Below are 18,325 nucleotides of genomic sequence, written 5' to 3' on the forward strand. Positions count from 1 at the left end.
GTGAACGCGACCGACGACTACATCGCGACGTTCCCCGACGAGGTCCGCCCGATCCTGACCGAGGTCGCCGAGGCGCTGCGCCGGGCGCTGCCCGGGGCCGAGGAGCGGATCCGCTACGGCATGCCGGCGTTCATGCTGAGCGACCGGTACGCCCTGCACTTCGCCGGCTGGAAGCACCACGTCGGGCTCTACCCGGTCTCACCCCTGGAAGCGGACCTGGAGGCCGAGGTCGCGCCGTACCGCGCGGCGAAGGACACCGTGAAGCTCCTCTACACGAACCCCGTGCCGACCGAGCTCGTCGAGCGCATCGCCGTCGCGATGCGTGCACGGCACCCCTAGAGCGTCGCGGCCAGCTTGTCGAGCGACGACTCCAGACCCTGCCGGGACAGCTCGGCGGTCTGCGCGTCGGCGTACCCGCGCTCGACCACGGTCAGGAGCCCGTCGCGGACCGTGATCACGTGGGGGACCTCGCGCGGGATGCCGGCCGGGAAGCCGAGCTCCTGCGGGTCGTAGGAGCCACCGTCGGCGTCGCTGAACCCGTTGAGGAACTCCAGCCGCTCGCCGTCGACGATCCGCGTGTAGGTCCACGTGTTCCAGAGGTCGATGCCGTCGGGCGTCCGCATCGCGACCAGCGAGACCCCGCCCACCCGCACGTCCATCCGCGCGACCGGGCACGTGAACCCCTGCGGTCCCCACCAGGTGCGCACGATGTCGGACTCCGTCCACGCCGCCCACAGGGCACTCGCCGGGGCGTCGAACGCGCGCTGCACCTCGAGGTCGGTCATGACGCCAGCACCTCGTCGAGCATGGCCATCGACGCGCGCGTCCCGGACTCCAGCCCGCCGGACGGCACCCAGCCGTCGCGGTCCTCGACCGACGCGAACAGCGACACCGAGGTCAGGCGGCAGCCGGTCGGCGTGGGCTCGAACGTCTCGACCACCAGCTGCAGCGCCCCCGGACCGCCGGGCTCGAACTCGTAGGTCGACACCAAGCGGTGCGGCGCGCTGACCTCGTGGAACACCCCGCGCATCGGGTACTCGGTGCCGTCGGCGCGCGTCATCACCAGCCGCCACCGCCCGCCGACCCGCAGGTCGTGCTCGTCGACGACGACCGCGAACCGCTCGGACCCCTTCCAGCGCGGCATCAGCTCGGGGTCGGTGTAGGCGCGGAACGCCACCTCGGGCGGCGCCTCGAAGTCGTGCACGACGACGACGTCCTGCCGCCCCGGCTCGACGATCAGCTCAGTGGTTCCCATCGTTGGTTCCCCTCGTCCTTGCGAATCCCGGCGATCTCGCGGTCCAGGGCATCGAAGCTCTGCCGGAACGCCGCCCGGTGGTGCTCGAGCCAGTCGGTGGCGTCGTCCAGCGCGTCCTCGCGGAGCCGGCTCGGCCGCCACTGCGCGCGCCGGCCCCGGGTGATCAGGCCCGCCTCCTCGAGCACCCGGAGGTGCTTGGAGACGGCCTGCGTGGTCATGTCGAACGGCTCCGCCAGCTGGGTCACGGTCGCCTCGCCCTCGGCCAGCCGGGCGAGGATCGCTCGGCGGGTCGGGTCGGCGAGGGCCGCGAACGTCGCGCTCAGCGGATCCACCTGTGAAACCTCTCCGTTGTGCAACTGATAGGTTGAACACTGCTCCTCCAGCGCGCCGCTCGTCAAGCGCATACGCTCGCGAAGGCGGCGACGCCGCTGCACGGCTGCGAGACGAGGGGAGTGTCCATGAGCATCAACGACGACGACATCACCACCGAGCCGGCACCCGCAGGGGAAGGCGTGGCCGACGGCGGCGCGAACCCGGGCGGTCACGACGGCGGCGCGGACGGCTCGGCCGGCGAAGGCCCTGCCGACGGCGGCGCCAACCCCGGCGGCCACGACGGCGGGGCGGACGGCTCCGCAGGTGAGGGCCCCGCAGACGGCGGCGCCAACCCCGGCGGCCACGACGGCGGGGCGGACGGCTCGGCGTAGTGCAGGAGCGCATCCTGAGGCGGCAGGAACGAGAGCGCGGACCGGTCCTGCGGTCCGCGCTCTCCCGCTGCATCGGCGTCCCGACCGAGCGGTTCGCCGACGAGTTCTGGGGCCGGACCGCCCTGCTCTCCCCCGCGAACGACGACTTCACCGACCTGTTCTCCCCGGCCGCGGTCGACGAGCTCGTCGGCCGACGCGGACTGCGCACGCCGTTCGTCCGGCTCGCCCACGAGGGCGCCGTCCTCGAGCCCGGGCGGTTCACGTCCTCCGGTGGGTTCGGCGCCGAGGTGTCCGACCAGGTGTCCAGCGACAAGGTGCTCGCCGAGTTCGCCGCGGGCGCGACGATCGTGCTGCAGGGCCTGCACCGGATGTGGCCGCCGCTGGTCGACTTCACGCGCGAGCTCGTCGAGGAGCTCGGACACCCAGCGCAGGTCAACGCGTACGTCACGCCGCCGTCGTCGCAGGGGTTCTCCCCGCACTACGACACCCACGACGTGTTCGTCCTGCAGGTGTCCGGCGAGAAGCACTGGGTCATCCACGCGCCCGTCCACCCCGACCCGCTGAAGGACCAGGTGTGGACGGACCACAAGGCCGCAGTGGCCGACGCCGGCCGCGGGGAGCCGGTCATCGACCAGGTGCTCCGGCCCGGCGACGCCCTCTACCTCCCCCGCGGCTGGATCCACTCGGCGACCGCGCTGGGCGACACGTCGATCCACCTCACCATCGGCATGGCCGCCTACACGCGCGCCGACGTGGTCGACACCCTGCTTAGCCTCGTCGGGGACACCGAGTCGCTGCGCGCCTCACTGCCCCTGGGCATCGACGTGTCCGACCCGGACCAGCTCCGGCCGATCGTCGAGGAGACCGTCGCCGACCTGGTCCGCGCGCTCTCCGGGACCGCCGACCCCGCGGGGCTGTCGGCTCGACGGCTCGGCGCCCGGTTCGGCCGCGACACCCGTCCCGAGCCCGTCGCGCCATTGGCCACCCTCGCCGCGATCACCGGCCTGACCGAGGCGACGCGCGTCCGGTGGCGGCCGTCGCTCGGCGGTCGGGTCGAGACCGCGGGCGACCGCGTCCGGATCACCGCCCGCGGCACCGTGCTGTCCCTCCCGGTCGAGGCCGAGGACGCGATCCGTGCCCTGCGCACCGGCGACCCGGTCGCCGTCGGGTCCCTGCCCGGGCTCGACCTGGCCAGCGCGCTCGTCGTCGTCCGGCGCCTGCTGCGCGAGGGCGTGGTGGTGACGTCTCAGTGACCGAGGGGTGGGTGCCGTGCAGCGACGGCGCCCGCGCACGCCAGGACTCCCTCGTGGCCACCGGCTCGCACGGCGACCGCTGGTTCCTGGTCGAGAACCAGGCGGGCTGGGGCCGGCACGCGCTGCTGGACCCGCCGTTCGACCACGACCTGGGACGCGCGCTGGTGCACCGGATCGAGGGCGCGGGTATCCGGCCGCTGGCCATCCGTCGCCCGGGCCGGCGAGTCGCGCAGATCGGCATCCGCTGGGCGCTCGTCGACTCGCGTCCGGGCCGGGAGTCCGTGCGCTGGGGCCAGGTGGAGACGCTCCGAGACCTGCTGGACGTGCCGCTCGACGGCTCGACGGGTGTCGCGTCCGACCGGCCGGTCTTCGCCGTCTGCGCGCACGGCCGGCACGACCAGTGCTGCGCGGTCCGCGGTCGGTCGGTCGCGGCCCGCCTGGCGTCCGAGCACCCGGAGGAGACCTGGGAGTGCTCGCACCTGGGCGGCGACCGGTTCGCCGGCACGATGGTCCTGCTCCCGTACGGGCTCTACTACGGCTGGGTGGACGACGGCGACGCGGTCGCGGTGGCCGACGCCTACCTCGCCGGCCGCGTGGAGCCGCGGTTCCTGCGCGGGCGCAGCGCGTACTCGCACCCGGTCCAGGCCGCGCAGCACTTCGCTCGCGCGGCTCTCCGTGACGACTCCCTCGATGCGTACCCGCCGCAGCACGAGGAGCGCACGGCGGACGGCTGGTCCGTGCGGCTCGGCACCGCCGACGGTCCGGTGACCGTGGAGCTCGTCGAGACCTCGTCGGCACCCCTGCTCTCCACCTGCGCGGCGACGCAGGCGCTGCCCGTGCGGCAGTGGGCGCTCGCCGGGATCGCCTACGGGAGGATGTAGCCCGCCGCGCGGAACAGCTCGTACCACTCCGGGCGCGTCAGGGGGATGTCCGACCCCTGGGCCGCACCCGTCACGCGGTCCGGGCTCGTCGTCCCGAGCACCACCTGCATCTGCGCGGGGTGCCGGGTGATCCACGCCGTGGCGATCGCGATGGGTGGGACGTCGTACGTCTCGGCCAGCCGGTCGATCACCGCGTTGAGCTCCGGGTAGTCGGGCGAGCCGAGGAAGACCCCGGTGAAGAACCCGGCCTGGAACGGGGACCACGCCTGGATGGTGATGTCGTGCAGGCGGCAGTAGTCGAGGATGCCGCCGTCGCGGTCGATCGACTGGTCCTCAGCCTGCATGTTCGCCGCGACGCCACGGGCGATGATCGACGAGTGCGTGATCGACAGCTGGAGCTGGTTGGCGACGATCGGCTGGCGCACCGACTTCTTCAGCAGCTCGATCTGGCCAGGCGTCTGGTTGGAGACGCCGAACGCGCGCACCTTGCCGGCGGCCTCGAGCTGGTCGAACGCTCGCGCCACCTCGTCGGGCTCCACCAGCGCGTCCGGGCGATGCAGCAGCAGGATGTCGAGGTAGTCCGTGCCGAGTGCCTCGAGCGACCCGTCGACCGACTCGATGATGTGCTCGTAGGAGAAGTCGAAGCCGTCGGGCGGCACGATCCCGCACTTGCTCTGGATGACGACCTCGGCCCGGTCGGCAGGGGTCAGTCGCATCGCCTCGGCGTAGCGGCGCTCGCACACGTGCATGGCCCCGCCGTAGATGTCGGCGTGGTCGATCATCGTGATCCCCGCGTCGCGGGCTGCGGCCACCAGGGTGCGGATCTCGTGGTCGGTCTTGTCCGTGATCCGCATCAGGCCGAGCACCACGTTGGGGACGACGATGTCCGTGCCGGGCAGGGTGAAGGTCTTCATGGGCCCATGCTGCGCTGGATCACCGGTGCCGGCGAGCCGGACTCTCAGACGGGGATCGTCACGAAGAACCCGCCCTCACCGACCGTGGCGTGCACCCCGTGGCCGTCGAGCAGCTCCACGGCTGTGCAGCCCTGCACCTCCGTGTCCACGAGCCGGCAGAGCAGCGTCGGTCCGGCGGGGACGTCGAGGGTGAACCGCCCGCCGTCGCCGACCGGAGCGACGATGCCGCCCGCCGCGGTGACCGCGTCCGGGTCGAGCGGCTCGTGGAAGTACCGCAGCTGGTCGTCCGGCACGCGCTCGTCGAGGTCGGACCACAGGCGCTCGATCCCACCCGGTCCGGGCAGGGCGACGATCCAGCCGTCCTCGAGGGGGACGTCGGCCAGGCCGGTGTCGTCGATCGCGACGAGCCGTCCCTGCACGCCGTCGGCCGGCGCCGAGCACCCGGCCGCCACCAGCACGACGAGCAGCGCTCCGGCCGCCGGCTTCATCGGCCTAGCTCCCCGTGACCAGGAACCCCGCGCGCAGCAGAGTCTCGTCGCGCGACGACGGGCCGACCAGCAGCTCGAACTGGCCGGGCTCGACGATCCGGCGCCCGTCCGCGTCGACCAGCGTGCAGTCCGCGACCGGTAGCTCGAGGTCGACGACCACCCGCTCGCCCGGCGCGACGTCCACCTGCCGGTACGTCTTGAGCTCCTTGATCGCCCAGGTCACCGACGTGACCGTGTCCCGCACGTAGACCTGCACGGTCTCGCGCGACGGCCGGTCCCCCGTGTTGTGCAGCGCGACCTGGGCGCGGACCGTTTCGGAGGCGCCGAGGACGGGCTCCAGGACGCGCAGGTCCCCGTACTCGACGGTCGTGTAGGACAGCCCCTCGCCGAACGCGAACGGCACGCGCTGGGTGAGGTCCGCGTACCGGGTGCCGTGCTGGCCGGGCAGCTGGTTGTAGAAGACGGGGAGCTGGCCCACGTGCTCGGCGAACGAGATCGGCAGACGCCCGGACGGCTCGATCCGCCCCAGCACGAGCTCGGCGATCGCCTGGCCGCCGAGCATCCCCGGGTTGGCGGCCCACACGATCGCCGCGGCTGTCATCGCGCTCGGGGGGAGGACGAGCGGCTTGCTCGCGATGACGACGACGACCAGTGGCGTGCCGGTTCCTGCGAGGGCGTCGAGCAGGGCGATCTGACCGCCGATCAGCTCGAGCGTGGCCGTGGACCGACCCTCACCGACGAGCTCGATGCGGTCTCCGACCACGGCGACCACGACGTCGGCCGCCTCAGCCACGGCCACAGCCTCCGCGATCATCGCCTCGTCGGGCTCGACCGGCACGACGACGTGCGGGCGCGGCTGTCCGTCGGGGAAGAACTCTCCCTCGGGGTCGATGCCGGGCGTGAGGATGTCGGCGCCGCGCGCGTGCGTGACCGTCCAGGCGGCCGGGGCGTGGTTGCGGAGGCCGTCGAGGACGGTCTGCGTCATCTCGCGCGGGTGGCCGTCGGGCAGCCAGTCGGCCTGGCCGGAGGCGCCCGCCCAGTCGCCGAGCTGCGTGTGCTGGTCGTCGGCGTTGGGGCCGACGACGGCGATGGTCCTCGTGCTCTCGGCGAGCGGGAGCGTGCCGTCGTTGGTGAGCAGGACGAGGGACCGGCGGGCCACCTCCAGGTTGAGCTCGGCGTGCTCCGCGGACCCGATCACCGCGGTCTGGCGCTCGACGCTGGGGTGGCGGGGGTCCTCGAACAGGCCCAGCTCGAACTTCAGGGTGAGGATCCGGCCGACGGCCGCGTCGAGGGCGGCCTCGTCGAGAAGGCCGTCGCGCACCGCCTCCTGCGCACCCTCGAAGAAGCCGGGCGTCGTCATCACCATGTCGTTGCCGGCCCGCACGGCTGCGGCCGACGCGTGCGCGTAGTCGGGCTGGATGTGCTGCTCCCAGACCATCCGGCCGACGTTGTCCCAGTCGGTGATCAGCGTGCCCTCGTAGCCCCACTCGCCGCGGAGCACGTCGTTGAGGAGCCAGTCGTTGATGGTGATCGGCACGCCGTCCATCGACTGGTAGCCGAGCATGAACGTCCGGCAGCCCTCGCGGGCCACGCGCTCGAACGGGGGGAGGAACCAGGAGCGGAGCTTGCGGCGGCTGATGTCCGCCTCGGTGGCGTCGCGGCCGCCCTGCGTCTCGGAGTACCCGGCGAAGTGCTTGGCGGTCGCCAGGATCGCGGTCGGGTCGGACAGGCCGTCGCCCTGGTAGCCGCGGACCATGGCGGAGGCCAGCCCGCCGATGAGGAACGGGTCCTCGCCGAACGTCTCGCTCACGCGGCCCCAGCGCAGGTCCCGGGCGATGCAGAGCACCGGGGAGAACGTCCAGTGGATGCCGGTCGCGGCCACCTCGACGGCGGTCACCCGAGCAACCCGCTCCAGCAGGTCGGCGTCCCAGCTGGCGGCCATCCCGAGCTGCGTCGGGAAGATCGTCGCGCCCTCCCAGAAGGAGTGCCCGTGGATGCAGTCGTCCGCGATCAGCAGCGGGATCCGCAGCCGGGTCTGCGCGGTGAGCTCGTGCGCCTGACGGACCCGCTCCGGGGACGTGTGCAGGATCGAGCCGACGTGCAGGTTGAGCACCAGGTCCTCGACGCCTCCCTGGGCGTTGAGCTGCATCATCTGCCCGACCTTCTCCTCGAGCGTCATGCGCCCGACGAGGTCGGCGACGCGATCTGCGACGGGGAGGCTGGCGTCCTGGTACGGCGCGTTCATGAGGATGTCCCGGGGTCGGATCGATTCGACGATGATGTCTGCGGGACACCCTAGAGGAGCGTGAGATGACCGACGAGTACGACGCCGTCCGAGCTGCGATGGAGACCGGCGGGCTGTACGTGGACTACGGACCCGGGCTGGAGGCGCTCGAGGCCGAGCGTGTCGCCGGCAAGGAGCTGGTCTACGACTTCAACCACTCCCGACCGGGCGACGCCGCCCTGCGGACCTCTCTGTTGGAGCAGCTGCTCGGGTCGGTCGGTGAGGGCGTGTGGATCGAGCCGCCGTTCCACGTGTCCTATGGGTCGCACGTGCAGATCGGGTCCCAGTTCTACGCGAACTTCAACCTCATGATCGTCGACGACGCCTCCGTGGTCATCGGCGACCGCGTGATGATCGCGCCGAACGTCACCCTCTCGACCGCGGGTCACCCGACCGTGCCCGAGGAGCGTGTCGGCGGCCTGCAGTTCTCCCTGCCCGTGCACATCGAGGACGACGTGTGGATCGGGTCGAACGTGGTGGTCCTGCCTGGCGTGACCATCGGCGCGGGCAGCGTGATCGGTGCCGGCAGCGTGGTGACGCACGACATCCCGCCGCGCGTGGTGGCCGTCGGCGTGCCGTGCCGGGTGCTGCGGTCGGTGGACTCGGTGGCGCGCGGGGCGTAGGAGCTCCGTCGCGGTTCTGGCCCTCCTCCGCCGAGCCGCGAGCGTTGCCTGCCCCGATCTGTGCACAGGGTACGAGCGAGTGTCAGTGGTGACTCGTACACTTGTTCGATAACGGGTCAAGACCGGGCAAGGGTAGGGAGGTGGTTGCGGTGACGGCGGTTCTCGAATGGCGCACGGTCGATGACCCGCTCACCTCGCCCACCTCGCTCACCTCGCCCACCTCGCCCACCTCGCCCACCTCGCCCACCTCGCCCACCTCGCCCACCTCGCCCACCTCGCCCACCTCGCCCACCTCGCCCACCTCGCCCACCTCGCCCACCTCGCCCTCGATGGTCTGGGCGGACTCGGGGCGTGGTGCTCGTCCCGGGGTGTCGCCGGTCGGTCCGGCGGGTGCGCGCGTGGTCGATCTCGGTCGGGTGGAGGAGTTCCCCCTGCCACGTGTGGGGGTCGGGGAGCTGGCCTCCATGCTGTCGTCGGTGCCGCTCGCGGAGGTGTCGGACGTGGCGCTGGTGAACGCGACCACGGCCTGGCAGCAGGTCATCGGGATGGCGCAGGCGGCGCAGGCGGTAGTGATCCGGGAGATCGAGGCCCGCACCCCCGACGCACTGGCGCGCGTTCCCGACGAGCTTGCCTGCGCCCTGGTGTGCACCGGTCGTGCAGCCCAGGACCTGTTCCTGCGTGCCTGGGGCTCCGGGCAGCACCCTGCTCTCGCGGACGCTTGGGCGGCCGGGGCGATCGATGCGCGCAAGGTCGACGTGATCCTGGACGAGATCCACCGGTCCGGCACCGCCCTGCCCGGCAGTGAGGTCGACGTCGTGGTGGCCGACGCGGTGGAGCGGGCCGCGGAGATGACCAGCCCGCAGCTGACCCGCCACCTGCGCGCCACCCTGATCGCCGCCGACCCCACCGTCGCCGAGCAGCGTCGGGTGGTGGAGCGCGAGCGGCGCGGGGTGTTCCTGGACCTGGCCCCCGACGCGATGGCCCGCCTGATCGCCTACCTGCCCGCCGCCGACGCCACCGCCGCATTCACCGCCATCGACGCCCTGGCCGGGCACGCCGCCATCGACGGCGACACCCGCAACATCGACCAACGCCGCGCCGACGCCCTCACCGACGTGTTCACCACCATCCTGGACCGCCAGACCACCCCCGACGGGACCCCGCTGCCCACCCGCCACGGGCAACGCGTCGCCCTGCAGGTCACCGTCGCGGCCAGCACCCTGGCCGGCCTGGACAACCGGCCCGCGATGTTGGGTTCGTACGGCCCGATCCCCGCCCAGGTCGCCCGCGAGCTCGCCCAAGACGCCACCTGGCGGCGCATCCTGACCGACCCCACCGGCCAGGCCTGCGCCGTGGGCACGCAGTCGTACCGCCCCGGGGCGGACCTGACCCGCACCGTGCAGGCCCGCGACGTGACCTGCACCTTCCCCGGCTGCCGGACGCCTGCCACCCGCTGCGAGATGGACCACCGCACCCCCTACGACCACACCCGCAGCACCGGCGACCAACCCGGCCACAACCAAACCTGTGAGGCGAACCTGCACGCCCTGTGCACACACCACCACCAAGCCAAAACCCAAGGCTGGTGGAACGTCACCCACAACCGCCACACCGGGGTCACCACCTGGACCGACCGCCACGGCCTGACCTACGCCCGCCACCCCATCCCCATCCTGATCGCGCCGAGCGCCCTCGAACACGCTCCACCACCACCACGCGCCGACCGGGGCGACCCACCCTTCTGACCAAAGGGGGCGAGGTGTCCGCGTGCTGAGGTTCCACCGGACGCGCTCCGATCAGTCACGCCGCGCGCCCGCGCGCCGGGACTCGGCCGCATCGGCGCGCCAGGGGCTCGGCCGCATCGGCGCGCCAGGGGCTCGACCGCATCGGGCGCGTCGATCAGTCACGCCCGCGCGACAGGGGCCGGGCTCGGCCGCGTCGGGCGATCCATCGAGAACCCGGGCGTCCATCGATCCCGGGCACAACCGGCGGAGGCCGTGGGCCTGCGCGCCGCTGTGCCCGCTACCTTTGCGCGCATGCGTATCGCGGTCCTGTCCGACGTGCACGGGAACCTGACCGCGTTCGACGCGGTGCTGGCCGACATCGACGCCCGCGGGATCACGACGATCCTCAACCTCGGTGACGTGGCCGGGAAGGGACCGCGGGGATCGGCGGCGATCGCCAGGACGCGGGATCGGTGCACCCTGACGGTCCGCGGGAACTGGGACGACTTCCTGCCGGTGTCGGCGGACCACGAGGACCCGGCGATCCGCTGGTGGCACGACGAGCTCACCGACGACGACCGCACGTGGCTGCTGAACCTGCCGCTCAGCCACGACCTCGAGCTGGCCGGGCGACGGATCCGCCTGTTCCACGCGTCGGCCACGAGCGTCTACACGCGCGTGCACTTCCACCACACCGAGGACGAGTTCACCGCGATGTTCGCCACCACGGAGCTGACCGGCGACGGTCCGGAGCCGACCGTGGTGCTCTACGGCGACGTCCACGACGCCTACGTCGAGACCAACCATGGCCGGACGCTGGTCAACGTGGGCAGTGTCGGCAACCCGCTCGACGAGACGACCGCGTCCTACGTGATCCTCGAGGCCGTCGGCGACACGTTCGGCATCCAGATCGTCCGCGTCCCGTACGACGTCGAGGCGGAGCTCGCGGTGGCGGACGCACTCGGGATGCCGACGCTCGCGGAGTGGTCGATCGAGCTGCGCACCGCGATCTACCGCGGCCGGCACGCGGAGCTGGGGCTCACCACGCCCCGGTGATCGTCACCAGCGCCAGCCCGGCGGCCAGCCCGGCCCCCATGATCGCGCCGGTCATCCCCGCCGCCTGCCGGCCGAGCTGCCGCCAGGCCACCACTACGGGGACGCCCCAGAGGAGCACCGACACCGCGAGCAGCACCCGCGACACGACGACCCCCGTCGGACTCGGCTGTGACGCCATGAACGGGTGCCCGAGGAGCGCGCTGTCGAACCAGAGGAAGGCCGACAGGGGGACCACCGCGATCCCGACGGCGACGACCTGCACGATCGACCAACCGCGGCGGCTCATGCGGGAAGAGTAGGGATCCCGCGGACCGGGAGCGGCAGCGCTCACCCGCGCGGCCGAACGTCAGGCCGCCCGGCGCACCGCGATCACGTTGTCCGAGACCTCCGCGGTCTGAGCGTCCGGGCCGGTGGCCGTGCGGCGGGGGGCGTCGAGCGTCTCGATGGTCCACCCGTCGCCGAGGTCGAACGACGCCAGCGACTCGGCGGGCGTCGGGAAGTCCCGGTGCTGGTCCCAGAACCACGGAGCCGACGACGCGTGCTCGATCACCACGAACAGTCCGCTCGGCGCGACCAGCTGGGCCGCGCGGTGCAGCACCTCCGCGCGGGGGAACTCCGCCGGGCCGTGCAGGTACGTCGCGGTCACGAGGTCGAACGAACCGGTCGGCATCGACTCGCGCAAGTCGTGCTGCTCGACCGTCACCTGAGAAGACAGCCCGGAGTCCGCGGCAGCCTGCGCCACGCGACCGAGCGCGATCGCGGCGGCGTCGACCGCGGTCACGTGCCAGCCGAGCGACGCGAGCCAGAGGGCGTCGCCGCCGTGGCCGCAGCCGAGGTCGACCGCGCGGCCGGGCGTGGGAGCCAGCGCGCCGAGCACGTCGACCAGCACCGCGTTCGGCCGCGTACCCCAGGAGGGGTCGATCGTCGCGTAGTGCTCGTCCCAGTAGTGCTCGCCGTGCGTGTGCTCAGTCATGGTCGACATCGTCGGCCGCGACCGAAGAAGCCGGCAAGCCGCGTTGCCGTTCCGGCAACCCCACCGCCGCCACCAGCCGCCGTACGACGCCGTCCGGGTCCGCCTCCCACTCGGTCGCCAGCACCTGCACCACGCGCCAGCCGCCGGAGCGCAGGGCGGTCGGCTGCGTGACGCGGCGCTCGTCGAGGGAGTGGGCGGCGAGCCGCGCGGACTGGTCGACGAGCACGCCAACGGTGTGGGCGGGGGCGCCGGGCGGGCGCAGGGCGAGGTCGCAGCGGAACGCCGACTGACCGACGCCGGCGACGACCTCGACCCCGGCCGCGCGGACGGCGTCGGCGATCTGCTCGACGATCGGCGGGACGACCGGGGTCGGCACCCGTCCGGACCGCTCGCGCAGCCCCGCCAGCACCCCGGCGGCCGCGGCGGCGTCCCCGTTGGAGACCGCGTCGGCGTAGTGCAGGAAGCCGCGCAGGGTGTTGGCGCCGTCGTTGTAGACGTTGGTGATCGCGGTGTGGTCGATGCTGCTGACCAGGACCATGTGCCGGCGGGCGCGGCTGAAGATGACGTTGAGCCGCTTCTCGCCGCCCGCGTTGTTGATCGGCCCGAAGTTCATGCGCATGCGACCGTCCGGGCCGGCGGCGTAGCAGACGCTCATGAGGATGACGTCGCGTTCGTCGCCCTGGACGTTCTCGAGGTTCTTCACGAACAGACCGACCACCTGGCCGTCCTCCTCGCGGGTCAGCTCGGCGTCGTACAGCCGGGCGAACTCGGCGTCGTCGCGGCCCAGCCGTTCCAGCGCCCGCTCGACCTCCGACTGCTGCGCCTCCGAGAACGCGACGATCCCGAGCGTCTGGCCGGTGCCCCGGGTCAGGAGCTCGCGGACCAGGTGCGCGATCCAGACGGCCTCCTGCGGGTTGGTCCGCTGCGTGTAGACGCCGTCGAGCACGCGCATGGCGCTGATGCTCCGCTCCAGCAGGCCGTCGACGGCAGAGACGACATCCTCGGGCGACGGTGACGACGAGCCGACCGTCACTTCCAGCGGGCGCGCGCGGACGTGGGTGAGGGTGCGGTCGGGGATCGTGGTCAGGCGGCCCTCGTAGAAAGCCGCGTTGCTGAACTGGATCAGCGCCTCGTACTGGCTGCGGTAGTGCCAGGTGAGCATGGTCGACGGCAGCCGCACGGACCCGACCGCGAGGAAGCTGTCGGAGTCGAGGACCGCGCCCACCGTGACCTCGTCCTCGGGCTCGTCGGAAAGGGCGGCGCCCACCTGGAAGTACCGCGACGGCGGCAGCTGCATCCGGTCGCCGACGACGATCACCTGCGCTCCGCGGAACAGCGCGGGCACGGCCTCCTCGACGGGGATCTGGCTGGCCTCGTCGAAGATCACGACGTCGAACGACCCCTCCAGCGGCAGGGTGTCCGACAGCGACGACGGGCTCATCAGCCACACCGGGCGCATCGCCGCCACCACCGCACCGGGCTCCGCCGAGGCCAGGTGCCGGATCGACTTGTACGCGCGCACCTTGCCGAACTCGTGCTCGAGCTCCCTCCGGCCGGCCATCCACAGGGCCTTGACTGCGCGGTCGTCCGTGGACATCCCGCTGACGGTCCGCTGCGAGTGCGCGACCGACTCGACGAACTGCGCCCGCAGCCGGGCGGTGACCACGTCGGCGTTGGCGCGCTGGAGCTGCGGGGCGCGCTCGGCCACCCGGTCCAGCAGGTCGGCCAGCCGGTCGCCGTCGAGCCGGCTGAGCGCGGGCTCCTGCGCGCGGGCCTCGCGCATCGACGCGGCGACGACGGCGTGCTCCAGCTGGTCCGGGGACGCGTCGAGCTGCCGGAGCGCGCGCAGCACGGTCGGCGCCGCCGCGAGGTCCCGCAGGGTGCCGGCCGCCGCGCGGACCAGGGCCTGCCCGTCGGCGCCCGTGAGCCCGCGCAGCTCGTCGCGCAGGGCGCTCATCGGCAGGTCGTCGGCGCCGGCGACGAGCCCGGTCAGGTGCGTCCGGACCGTCTCGACGAGCTCCGGCAGCCGGTCGAGGACGTCGTCCCGCTCGGTGTCCGCCAACCGCGTGCGCCACACCGCGAGCCGCCCGGTGTACCGCCGGATCGCCGCGATCCTGTCCGAGAGGACAGCGAGGTCACCGTGGCCCCAGTCGCGGGCCAGCTCCTGGGAGAACGCGTCGGCCCGGGCTGCCGTCTCGTAGCGGGCGACCAGGAGCTCCAGGGCAGCAGTGGCGGTCGGCCGGACCTGCCGGTCGGCCGCGTCGAAACCCGCCTCGACCAGCCGCTTCACCCGCCGCCAGCCACCGTCGAGGAACTTCCAGACCGAGGCCTCGCGGCGCCGGGCGATCTCCAGGGCCGCTGTCGCGTCCGGCGCGGAGAGCGGCTCGCGCCAGCCGGAGGCCGCCCGGTCGGCCGCGTCCGCCGCCGCCTCGACCTCGCGCCACGCGACCGTGGCGTCCTGCAGCCGGCGCGCGGCGGGCGTGCGCGGGGTGACGGCCGAGCCGAGGTCGCGCTGGACCAGGGGTGCCAGGACCGCGTGCATCTGGCCGACCGCGTCGGCGTCGTCCACGGTCAGGTCGTCGCCGTCGCCCAGGACGGCCAGCACGGCGTCGACCGCCGCGGCGGCGTCCTGCGCCCGCTGCGCGACCACGGCGTCGGCACGCGGCTGGTCGAGGACCGCGGGGTCGATCAGGCGGGCCGGCGTGCGCGCGAGCACCGGGGCGGCGCCGGCGCGAGCCAGCGCGGCGACGAGGGCGTCGACCAGCGGGCGGGCCGGCACCCAGTCGGACGGCTCGGGCAAGAGCGCCTGCTCGGCGGGCGTGAGGTCGTCGCCCCAGCGGAACCCGCGCAGCGCGATCAGCCGCTCGAGCACGTCCTGCACGCCGCCGAGGGCCCGCTCGTAGGCGCCGACCTCGGCCAGGGCGCCGGTCGTCGCGTCGATCAGCGCGGCCCGCCGGGCCTCGACGGCCTCGAGCGGCTCGTCGTCGGCCAGCCAGCGCTCGTACGTGTCCCGCAGGCCGTGCACGAACTCCTTCTTGTCCTCCTGGCTGTCGTGCACCAGCGTGCAGATCTCGCCGAGCCCCTGCGCCCGCAGCCGGGCGTGCACCACGTCGAGCGCCGCGCGCTTCTGGCAGATGAACAGCACGCGCTTGCCGTGCGCGACGAAGTCGGCGACCAGGTTGGTGATCGTCTGCGACTTGCCCGTGCCGGGCGGTCCCTGGATGACGAAGTTGTCGCCGGAGCGGGCCAGCGCCACGGCGCCCAGCTGCGACGCGTCCGCGGGGACGACGAGGTACCGGTCGGCCACGGGGATGGTCGCGCCGTGCTCGGCGACGTCGCGCGGAGCGGTCGAGAACAGCTCGTCGAACGCCTCGTTAGGCATCGGCTCGGTCAGCAACGAGTCGTAGTCGCGGACCAGGCTGAGCGTGCGGTAGTTGAAGTTGGCCAGCGTGACCATGGTCAGGTCGACGTCCCAGGTGTACGGGTTGTCGTCGCCCTGCGTCTGCATCGAGAACGTCTCGACCATGTGCTGCGGAGCGGGCGCGTCGCCGAGCTCGACCGACAACGGGATCGGCCGCCGCTGGATGCGGTCCTGGAAGATCTGCACGCCCAGCGGGTTCCAGCCCGGCCGCGTGTAGGAGTATGCGTACTGCCGACGCCCGAACAGCGGACGGGTGCTCGGTCGGCGTCGCCGGTAGGCCTGGAGCGCCACCTGGGCCCGGTGCCGGACCAGCTCGATCCGCGGCTTGTCGACGAGGCCGACGACCACCGCCGGCTGCGTCGTGCGCGCCTGCTTCTCGATGCTCGCCCGCAGCTCTTCGACGGCCCCGTCGGACGCGAGGTCGATGGTCTCCGGCAGCCGCAGCCCGAACAGCTCGTCCAGCTGGTGCCGCAGCACGGGGTTGACCTCTGCCTGCGTGCCGGTCAGCTGCAACCGGTAGGCGTCGCGCACCCCGCGCTGCTTGGTCAGCGTCACCGGCGCGAGCACCAGCGGGGAGTCGATCGGCGTGCCGGGGTCGTTCTTCACGTCGTGCCAGCGCAGGAACGCGACCACCAGGCGCAGCTGGTCCCGCCCGTACTCGGCACGGTCGCGACGGGCGGACGAGATGAGCGCGTCGAGCGCCGCCGCGGCGTAGGGGGCGTCGTCCCAGCGCACCAGCGAGCCGACGTCGACGGCCTTGCCGTCCACCAGCCGGGCCGAGGCCGGACCGCCCCACGTGAACAGCTGCGACGCGCGGATGTGCCGCACGTCGAGCACCAGCGGCACCGACGCCTCGGTGAGGTTGATGGTCCGGCCGGTGGGCCGGAAGTGCAGCATCGGGTTGCGTCGGGAGGCGTCGAAGAGCCGGTCGCGCAGGTGCTCCAGGACGGCCGCGCGGCGGTCGGTCCGCTCCCCGAGCACGCGGTCGAGGTCGAAGTCCTCGGGCTGGTCGCGGTAGGTCTCCAGCCGCGTGATCACGTCGGCGAGGTCCTGGGCGCGACGCCGGCGGTCGGGCGCGATCATCGAGCTCGCGACCGTGGCCAGCACCGGGTGCAGGGCGGGCGCGAGGGCGAACAGGTTGTTCCGGCGCTGCTGGAGGAGGTCCGCGTCGGCCTCGTCGGCCAGGTCGAGCCCGCACACCAGGGCGACGAACAGCTCACCCAGGCTGGCGATGTCGGTGAGCTCGTCGTGGTGGCCCGCCAGGTGCTCCCAGCGCTGCCAGCCTGCGACGATCCGGACGGTGCCCACGACGCCGTCCTCGGCGGTGCGCTGCTCGACCTCCACCGCGGCCGACACCTCCGCGGCGGCGATCGCGGCGCGGTTGCGCTGCGGCGGTCCCGCCTGCGTGACGTCGACGGTCACCGGCTCCGCGTCGGTCTGCGCCAGTGCGCCCAGGCCGCGCAGCGGGGCGACGCGTCCGGTCTCGTGCAGCGTCTGCACGGTGCGGAACATCGGCAGCAGCAGCCCGAGGACGTCGTCCGGGGGCAGACCGCCACGGGCCACGGCACGACCGATGAGCGCGCGCATCAGCCCGCCGCCGCCGAGACCTTCGCGAGCGCCCGCTCGCCGAGGTCGAGCTCGTCCTTGAGCAACCGCAGCACCTCGTCCCCGAGACCGACCCGTCGGCCGACCGCGAGCACCGCGCCGAGGTCGTCGACACCCCCGTCGTCGTCGGCGGTCGCGAAGTCGACCAGCACGGACGCGAGATAGGTGCGGGTCTCCGCGGCCAGGTTCGACGGTGTGTCCGTGAGCACGGGCGGTCCGCCGACGACCACCCCGAACCGCTGCGCCAGGTCGAGCGCCTCCTCGCTGCGCACCACCTCGTCGGCCACGAGCATCCACACGAGCGACCGCGTGATCTCCGCCAGCCCGTCCTGCCCGAGCACGTCGAGCGCGCCGAGGTCCAGCTGAGGGCCGAGGGCCGCCGCGACAGCCGCGTCCGCGCCGGGGCCGCGCTCGGCCCACTCCTGGAGCGCCCAGGCACGCAGCACGGTCTCCGGGTGGGTGCTGCCGGCGCTCGGGACGCTGTAGTCGACCTCGGCGGCCTGGCGCAGGTACGCGGCCGAGTCGACCTTGGTCAGCCCCGTGGCGATCTTGACCAGGCCGCTCACCGTCGTCGTCAGCGACCCGCAGGCCAGCATCCCGCCCCGGTCCGCGTACAGCTCCGTGGCCAGCCGGAACCGGCGCGCGGTCTCCAGGTACTCCGAGGGTGTCCGGGCGTCGGACTCGGCGGCGTCCAGCAGGCGGGCGGCCGCGAGGAACCGGCCGTCGTCGGCGGTCCAGAGCAGGTGGTGCGCCAGCTCGTGGCCGGCGACGGCGCACAGCTCGTCGTCGTCGAGGAGATTGAGGGTGCCGCCGGTCAGGACGAGGACCGCGCGGTCCGGCACGTACACCAGCTCGGCGTTGCTGCCCTGGCCGCGCTCGTCGACGTAGATCTCGATCGGCACCGTGACGCCGAGCGCGTCGGCGGCCCGCTGGACTGCCGCGTGCGCCTCCGGGTGGCCCACCGGGTCCACGCGGTACGTCTGGCGGAGCAGCAGCTGGTCCAGCTCGTCCGTCCCCGACGAGGCCATCGGGCGCAGCGAGGCGAAGGACACCGGGTTCTCGCGCTCCAGGAGCGCGGCGACGTCGCGGTGGTACGGCAGCGGTCCCCAGTCGGTCACGGCCACCTCCCTCGTCGTCGCGGCCC

17 protein-coding genes are annotated in these 18,325 nt (G+C 73.2%); 7 read left to right on the top strand and 10 right to left on the bottom strand.

Going from position 1 to position 18,325, the window contains the following annotated elements:
• On the top strand, positions 1-339 hold the full coding sequence (locus ACO06A_RS08315; protein WP_421735543.1) for an iron chaperone: 339 nt from the start codon (positions 1-3) through the stop codon (positions 337-339).
• Here ACO06A_RS08315 and ACO06A_RS08320 read toward each other — a convergent pair.
• The 3 genes from ACO06A_RS08320 to ACO06A_RS08330 are packed head-to-tail and all read right to left on the bottom strand — an operon-like array spanning position 336 to position 1,587.
• Entirely contained in the window at positions 336-785 is a 450-nt protein-coding gene (locus ACO06A_RS08320) for an SRPBCC family protein (RefSeq protein WP_421735544.1), read from the bottom strand. The genes ACO06A_RS08315 and ACO06A_RS08320 overlap by 4 nt on opposite strands.
• Positions 782-1,255: an SRPBCC domain-containing protein gene (locus ACO06A_RS08325; protein WP_307490414.1), complete on the bottom strand. Its 474-nt coding sequence runs from the start codon at positions 1,253-1,255 to the stop codon at positions 782-784. Before ACO06A_RS08325 ends, ACO06A_RS08320 begins: the two co-directional genes overlap by 4 nt.
• Entirely contained in the window at positions 1,237-1,587 is a 351-nt protein-coding gene (locus tag ACO06A_RS08330; RefSeq protein WP_421735545.1) for an ArsR/SmtB family transcription factor, read from the bottom strand. Before ACO06A_RS08330 ends, ACO06A_RS08325 begins: the two co-directional genes overlap by 19 nt.
• A gap of 126 nt (positions 1,588-1,713) precedes the next feature.
• On the opposite strand from ACO06A_RS08330, the gene ACO06A_RS08335 reads away from it, so the two are divergent.
• Genes ACO06A_RS08335 through ACO06A_RS08345 form a run of 3 tightly spaced genes read left to right on the top strand, consistent with a single transcriptional unit; the run spans position 1,714 to position 4,093 of the window.
• Positions 1,714-1,959, top strand: coding sequence for a BatC protein (locus ACO06A_RS08335; protein ID WP_307490412.1), 246 nt, complete (start codon positions 1,714-1,716; stop codon positions 1,957-1,959).
• Positions 1,959-3,212 (top strand): cupin domain-containing protein, encoded by a 1,254-nt coding sequence (locus tag ACO06A_RS08340; RefSeq protein ID WP_421735546.1) that lies wholly within the window; start codon positions 1,959-1,961, stop codon positions 3,210-3,212. The genes ACO06A_RS08335 and ACO06A_RS08340 overlap by 1 nt, the downstream gene beginning before the upstream one ends.
• A complete protein-coding gene (locus tag ACO06A_RS08345) occupies positions 3,209-4,093 on the top strand; it encodes a sucrase ferredoxin (RefSeq protein ID WP_421735547.1) in 885 nt (294 codons plus the stop codon). The genes ACO06A_RS08340 and ACO06A_RS08345 overlap by 4 nt, the downstream gene beginning before the upstream one ends.
• On the opposite strand, the gene ACO06A_RS08350 is transcribed toward ACO06A_RS08345, so the two are convergent.
• Genes ACO06A_RS08350 through ACO06A_RS08360 form a run of 3 tightly spaced genes read right to left on the bottom strand, consistent with a single transcriptional unit; the run spans position 4,078 to position 7,740 of the window.
• Positions 4,078-5,007, bottom strand: coding sequence for an aldo/keto reductase (locus ACO06A_RS08350; protein ID WP_421735548.1), 930 nt, complete (start codon positions 5,005-5,007; stop codon positions 4,078-4,080). The genes ACO06A_RS08345 and ACO06A_RS08350 overlap by 16 nt on opposite strands.
• A 44-nt stretch (positions 5,008-5,051) precedes the next feature.
• Positions 5,052-5,495, bottom strand: a complete 444-nt coding sequence (locus ACO06A_RS08355; RefSeq protein ID WP_421735549.1) for a hypothetical protein — start codon at positions 5,493-5,495, stop codon at positions 5,052-5,054.
• A gap of 4 nt (positions 5,496-5,499) precedes the next feature.
• Positions 5,500-7,740 carry a glycoside hydrolase family 3 N-terminal domain-containing protein gene (locus tag ACO06A_RS08360; RefSeq protein WP_421735551.1) on the bottom strand — a complete coding sequence of 747 codons (2,241 nt, stop codon included), beginning with the start codon at positions 7,738-7,740 and terminating at the stop codon, positions 5,500-5,502.
• A 65-nt stretch (positions 7,741-7,805) separates the two neighbouring features.
• Here ACO06A_RS08360 and ACO06A_RS08365 point away from each other — a divergent pair, with 65 nt between their 5' ends.
• The 3 genes from ACO06A_RS08365 (at position 7,806) to ACO06A_RS08375 (ending at position 11,182) form a co-directional block, all read left to right on the top strand.
• Positions 7,806-8,402, top strand: a complete 597-nt coding sequence (locus tag ACO06A_RS08365; protein ID WP_421735552.1) for a sugar O-acetyltransferase — start codon at positions 7,806-7,808, stop codon at positions 8,400-8,402.
• 101 nt (positions 8,403-8,503) lie between these two features.
• Positions 8,504-10,147 carry a DUF222 domain-containing protein gene (locus ACO06A_RS08370; RefSeq protein ID WP_421735553.1) on the top strand — a complete coding sequence of 548 codons (1,644 nt, stop codon included), beginning with the start codon at positions 8,504-8,506 and terminating at the stop codon, positions 10,145-10,147.
• A gap of 291 nt (positions 10,148-10,438) precedes the next feature.
• Entirely contained in the window at positions 10,439-11,182 is a 744-nt protein-coding gene (locus ACO06A_RS08375) for a metallophosphoesterase family protein (RefSeq protein ID WP_421735554.1), read from the top strand.
• Here the strand turns inward: ACO06A_RS08375 and ACO06A_RS08380 are convergent.
• From ACO06A_RS08380 to ACO06A_RS08395, 4 genes are read right to left on the bottom strand one after another with little or no spacing between them, the layout of a single operon-like run.
• Positions 11,166-11,468, bottom strand: coding sequence for a hypothetical protein (locus tag ACO06A_RS08380; RefSeq protein WP_421735555.1), 303 nt, complete (start codon positions 11,466-11,468; stop codon positions 11,166-11,168). The genes ACO06A_RS08375 and ACO06A_RS08380 overlap by 17 nt on opposite strands.
• 60 nt (positions 11,469-11,528) lie before the next feature.
• Positions 11,529-12,155 (bottom strand): class I SAM-dependent methyltransferase, encoded by a 627-nt coding sequence (locus tag ACO06A_RS08385; RefSeq protein WP_421735556.1) that lies wholly within the window; start codon positions 12,153-12,155, stop codon positions 11,529-11,531.
• A complete protein-coding gene (locus ACO06A_RS08390; protein WP_421735557.1) occupies positions 12,148-17,163 on the bottom strand; it encodes an AAA domain-containing protein in 5,016 nt (1,671 codons plus the stop codon). Before ACO06A_RS08390 ends, ACO06A_RS08385 begins: the two co-directional genes overlap by 8 nt.
• Complete coding sequence (locus ACO06A_RS08395; RefSeq protein WP_421735558.1) at positions 17,163-18,299, bottom strand: M48 family metalloprotease; 1,137 nt, start codon at positions 18,297-18,299, stop codon at positions 17,163-17,165. Before ACO06A_RS08395 ends, ACO06A_RS08390 begins: the two co-directional genes overlap by 1 nt.
• Positions 18,300-18,325: the final 26 nt, after the last annotated feature.

It is taken from the genome of Cellulomonas sp. (genome assembly GCF_965229465.1).
In the GTDB taxonomy this organism is placed as follows: Bacteria; Actinomycetota; Actinomycetes; order Actinomycetales; family Cellulomonadaceae; genus Cellulomonas.

Bases quoted from the DNA above. Each gene is read 5' to 3' on its own strand.
- ACO06A_RS08320 (WP_421735544.1), bottom strand. From the start codon at position 785: ATGACCGACCTCGAGGTGCAGCGCGCGTTCGACGCCCCGGCGAGTGCC.
- ACO06A_RS08325 (WP_307490414.1), bottom strand. From the start codon at position 1,255: ATGGGAACCACTGAGCTGATCGTCGAGCCGGGGCGGCAGGACGTCGTC.
- ACO06A_RS08335 (WP_307490412.1), top strand. From the start codon at position 1,714: ATGAGCATCAACGACGACGACATCACCACCGAGCCGGCACCCGCAGGG.
- ACO06A_RS08350 (WP_421735548.1), bottom strand. From the start codon at position 5,007: ATGAAGACCTTCACCCTGCCCGGCACGGACATCGTCGTCCCCAACGTG.
- ACO06A_RS08355 (WP_421735549.1), bottom strand. From the start codon at position 5,495: ATGAAGCCGGCGGCCGGAGCGCTGCTCGTCGTGCTGGTGGCGGCCGGG.
- ACO06A_RS08360 (WP_421735551.1), bottom strand. From the start codon at position 7,740: ATGAACGCGCCGTACCAGGACGCCAGCCTCCCCGTCGCAGATCGCGTC.
- ACO06A_RS08365 (WP_421735552.1), top strand. From the start codon at position 7,806: ATGACCGACGAGTACGACGCCGTCCGAGCTGCGATGGAGACCGGCGGG.
- ACO06A_RS08375 (WP_421735554.1), top strand. From the start codon at position 10,439: ATGCGTATCGCGGTCCTGTCCGACGTGCACGGGAACCTGACCGCGTTC.
- ACO06A_RS08380 (WP_421735555.1), bottom strand. From the start codon at position 11,468: ATGAGCCGCCGCGGTTGGTCGATCGTGCAGGTCGTCGCCGTCGGGATC.
- ACO06A_RS08385 (WP_421735556.1), bottom strand. From the start codon at position 12,155: ATGACTGAGCACACGCACGGCGAGCACTACTGGGACGAGCACTACGCG.
- ACO06A_RS08390 (WP_421735557.1), bottom strand. From the start codon at position 17,163: ATGCGCGCGCTCATCGGTCGTGCCGTGGCCCGTGGCGGTCTGCCCCCG.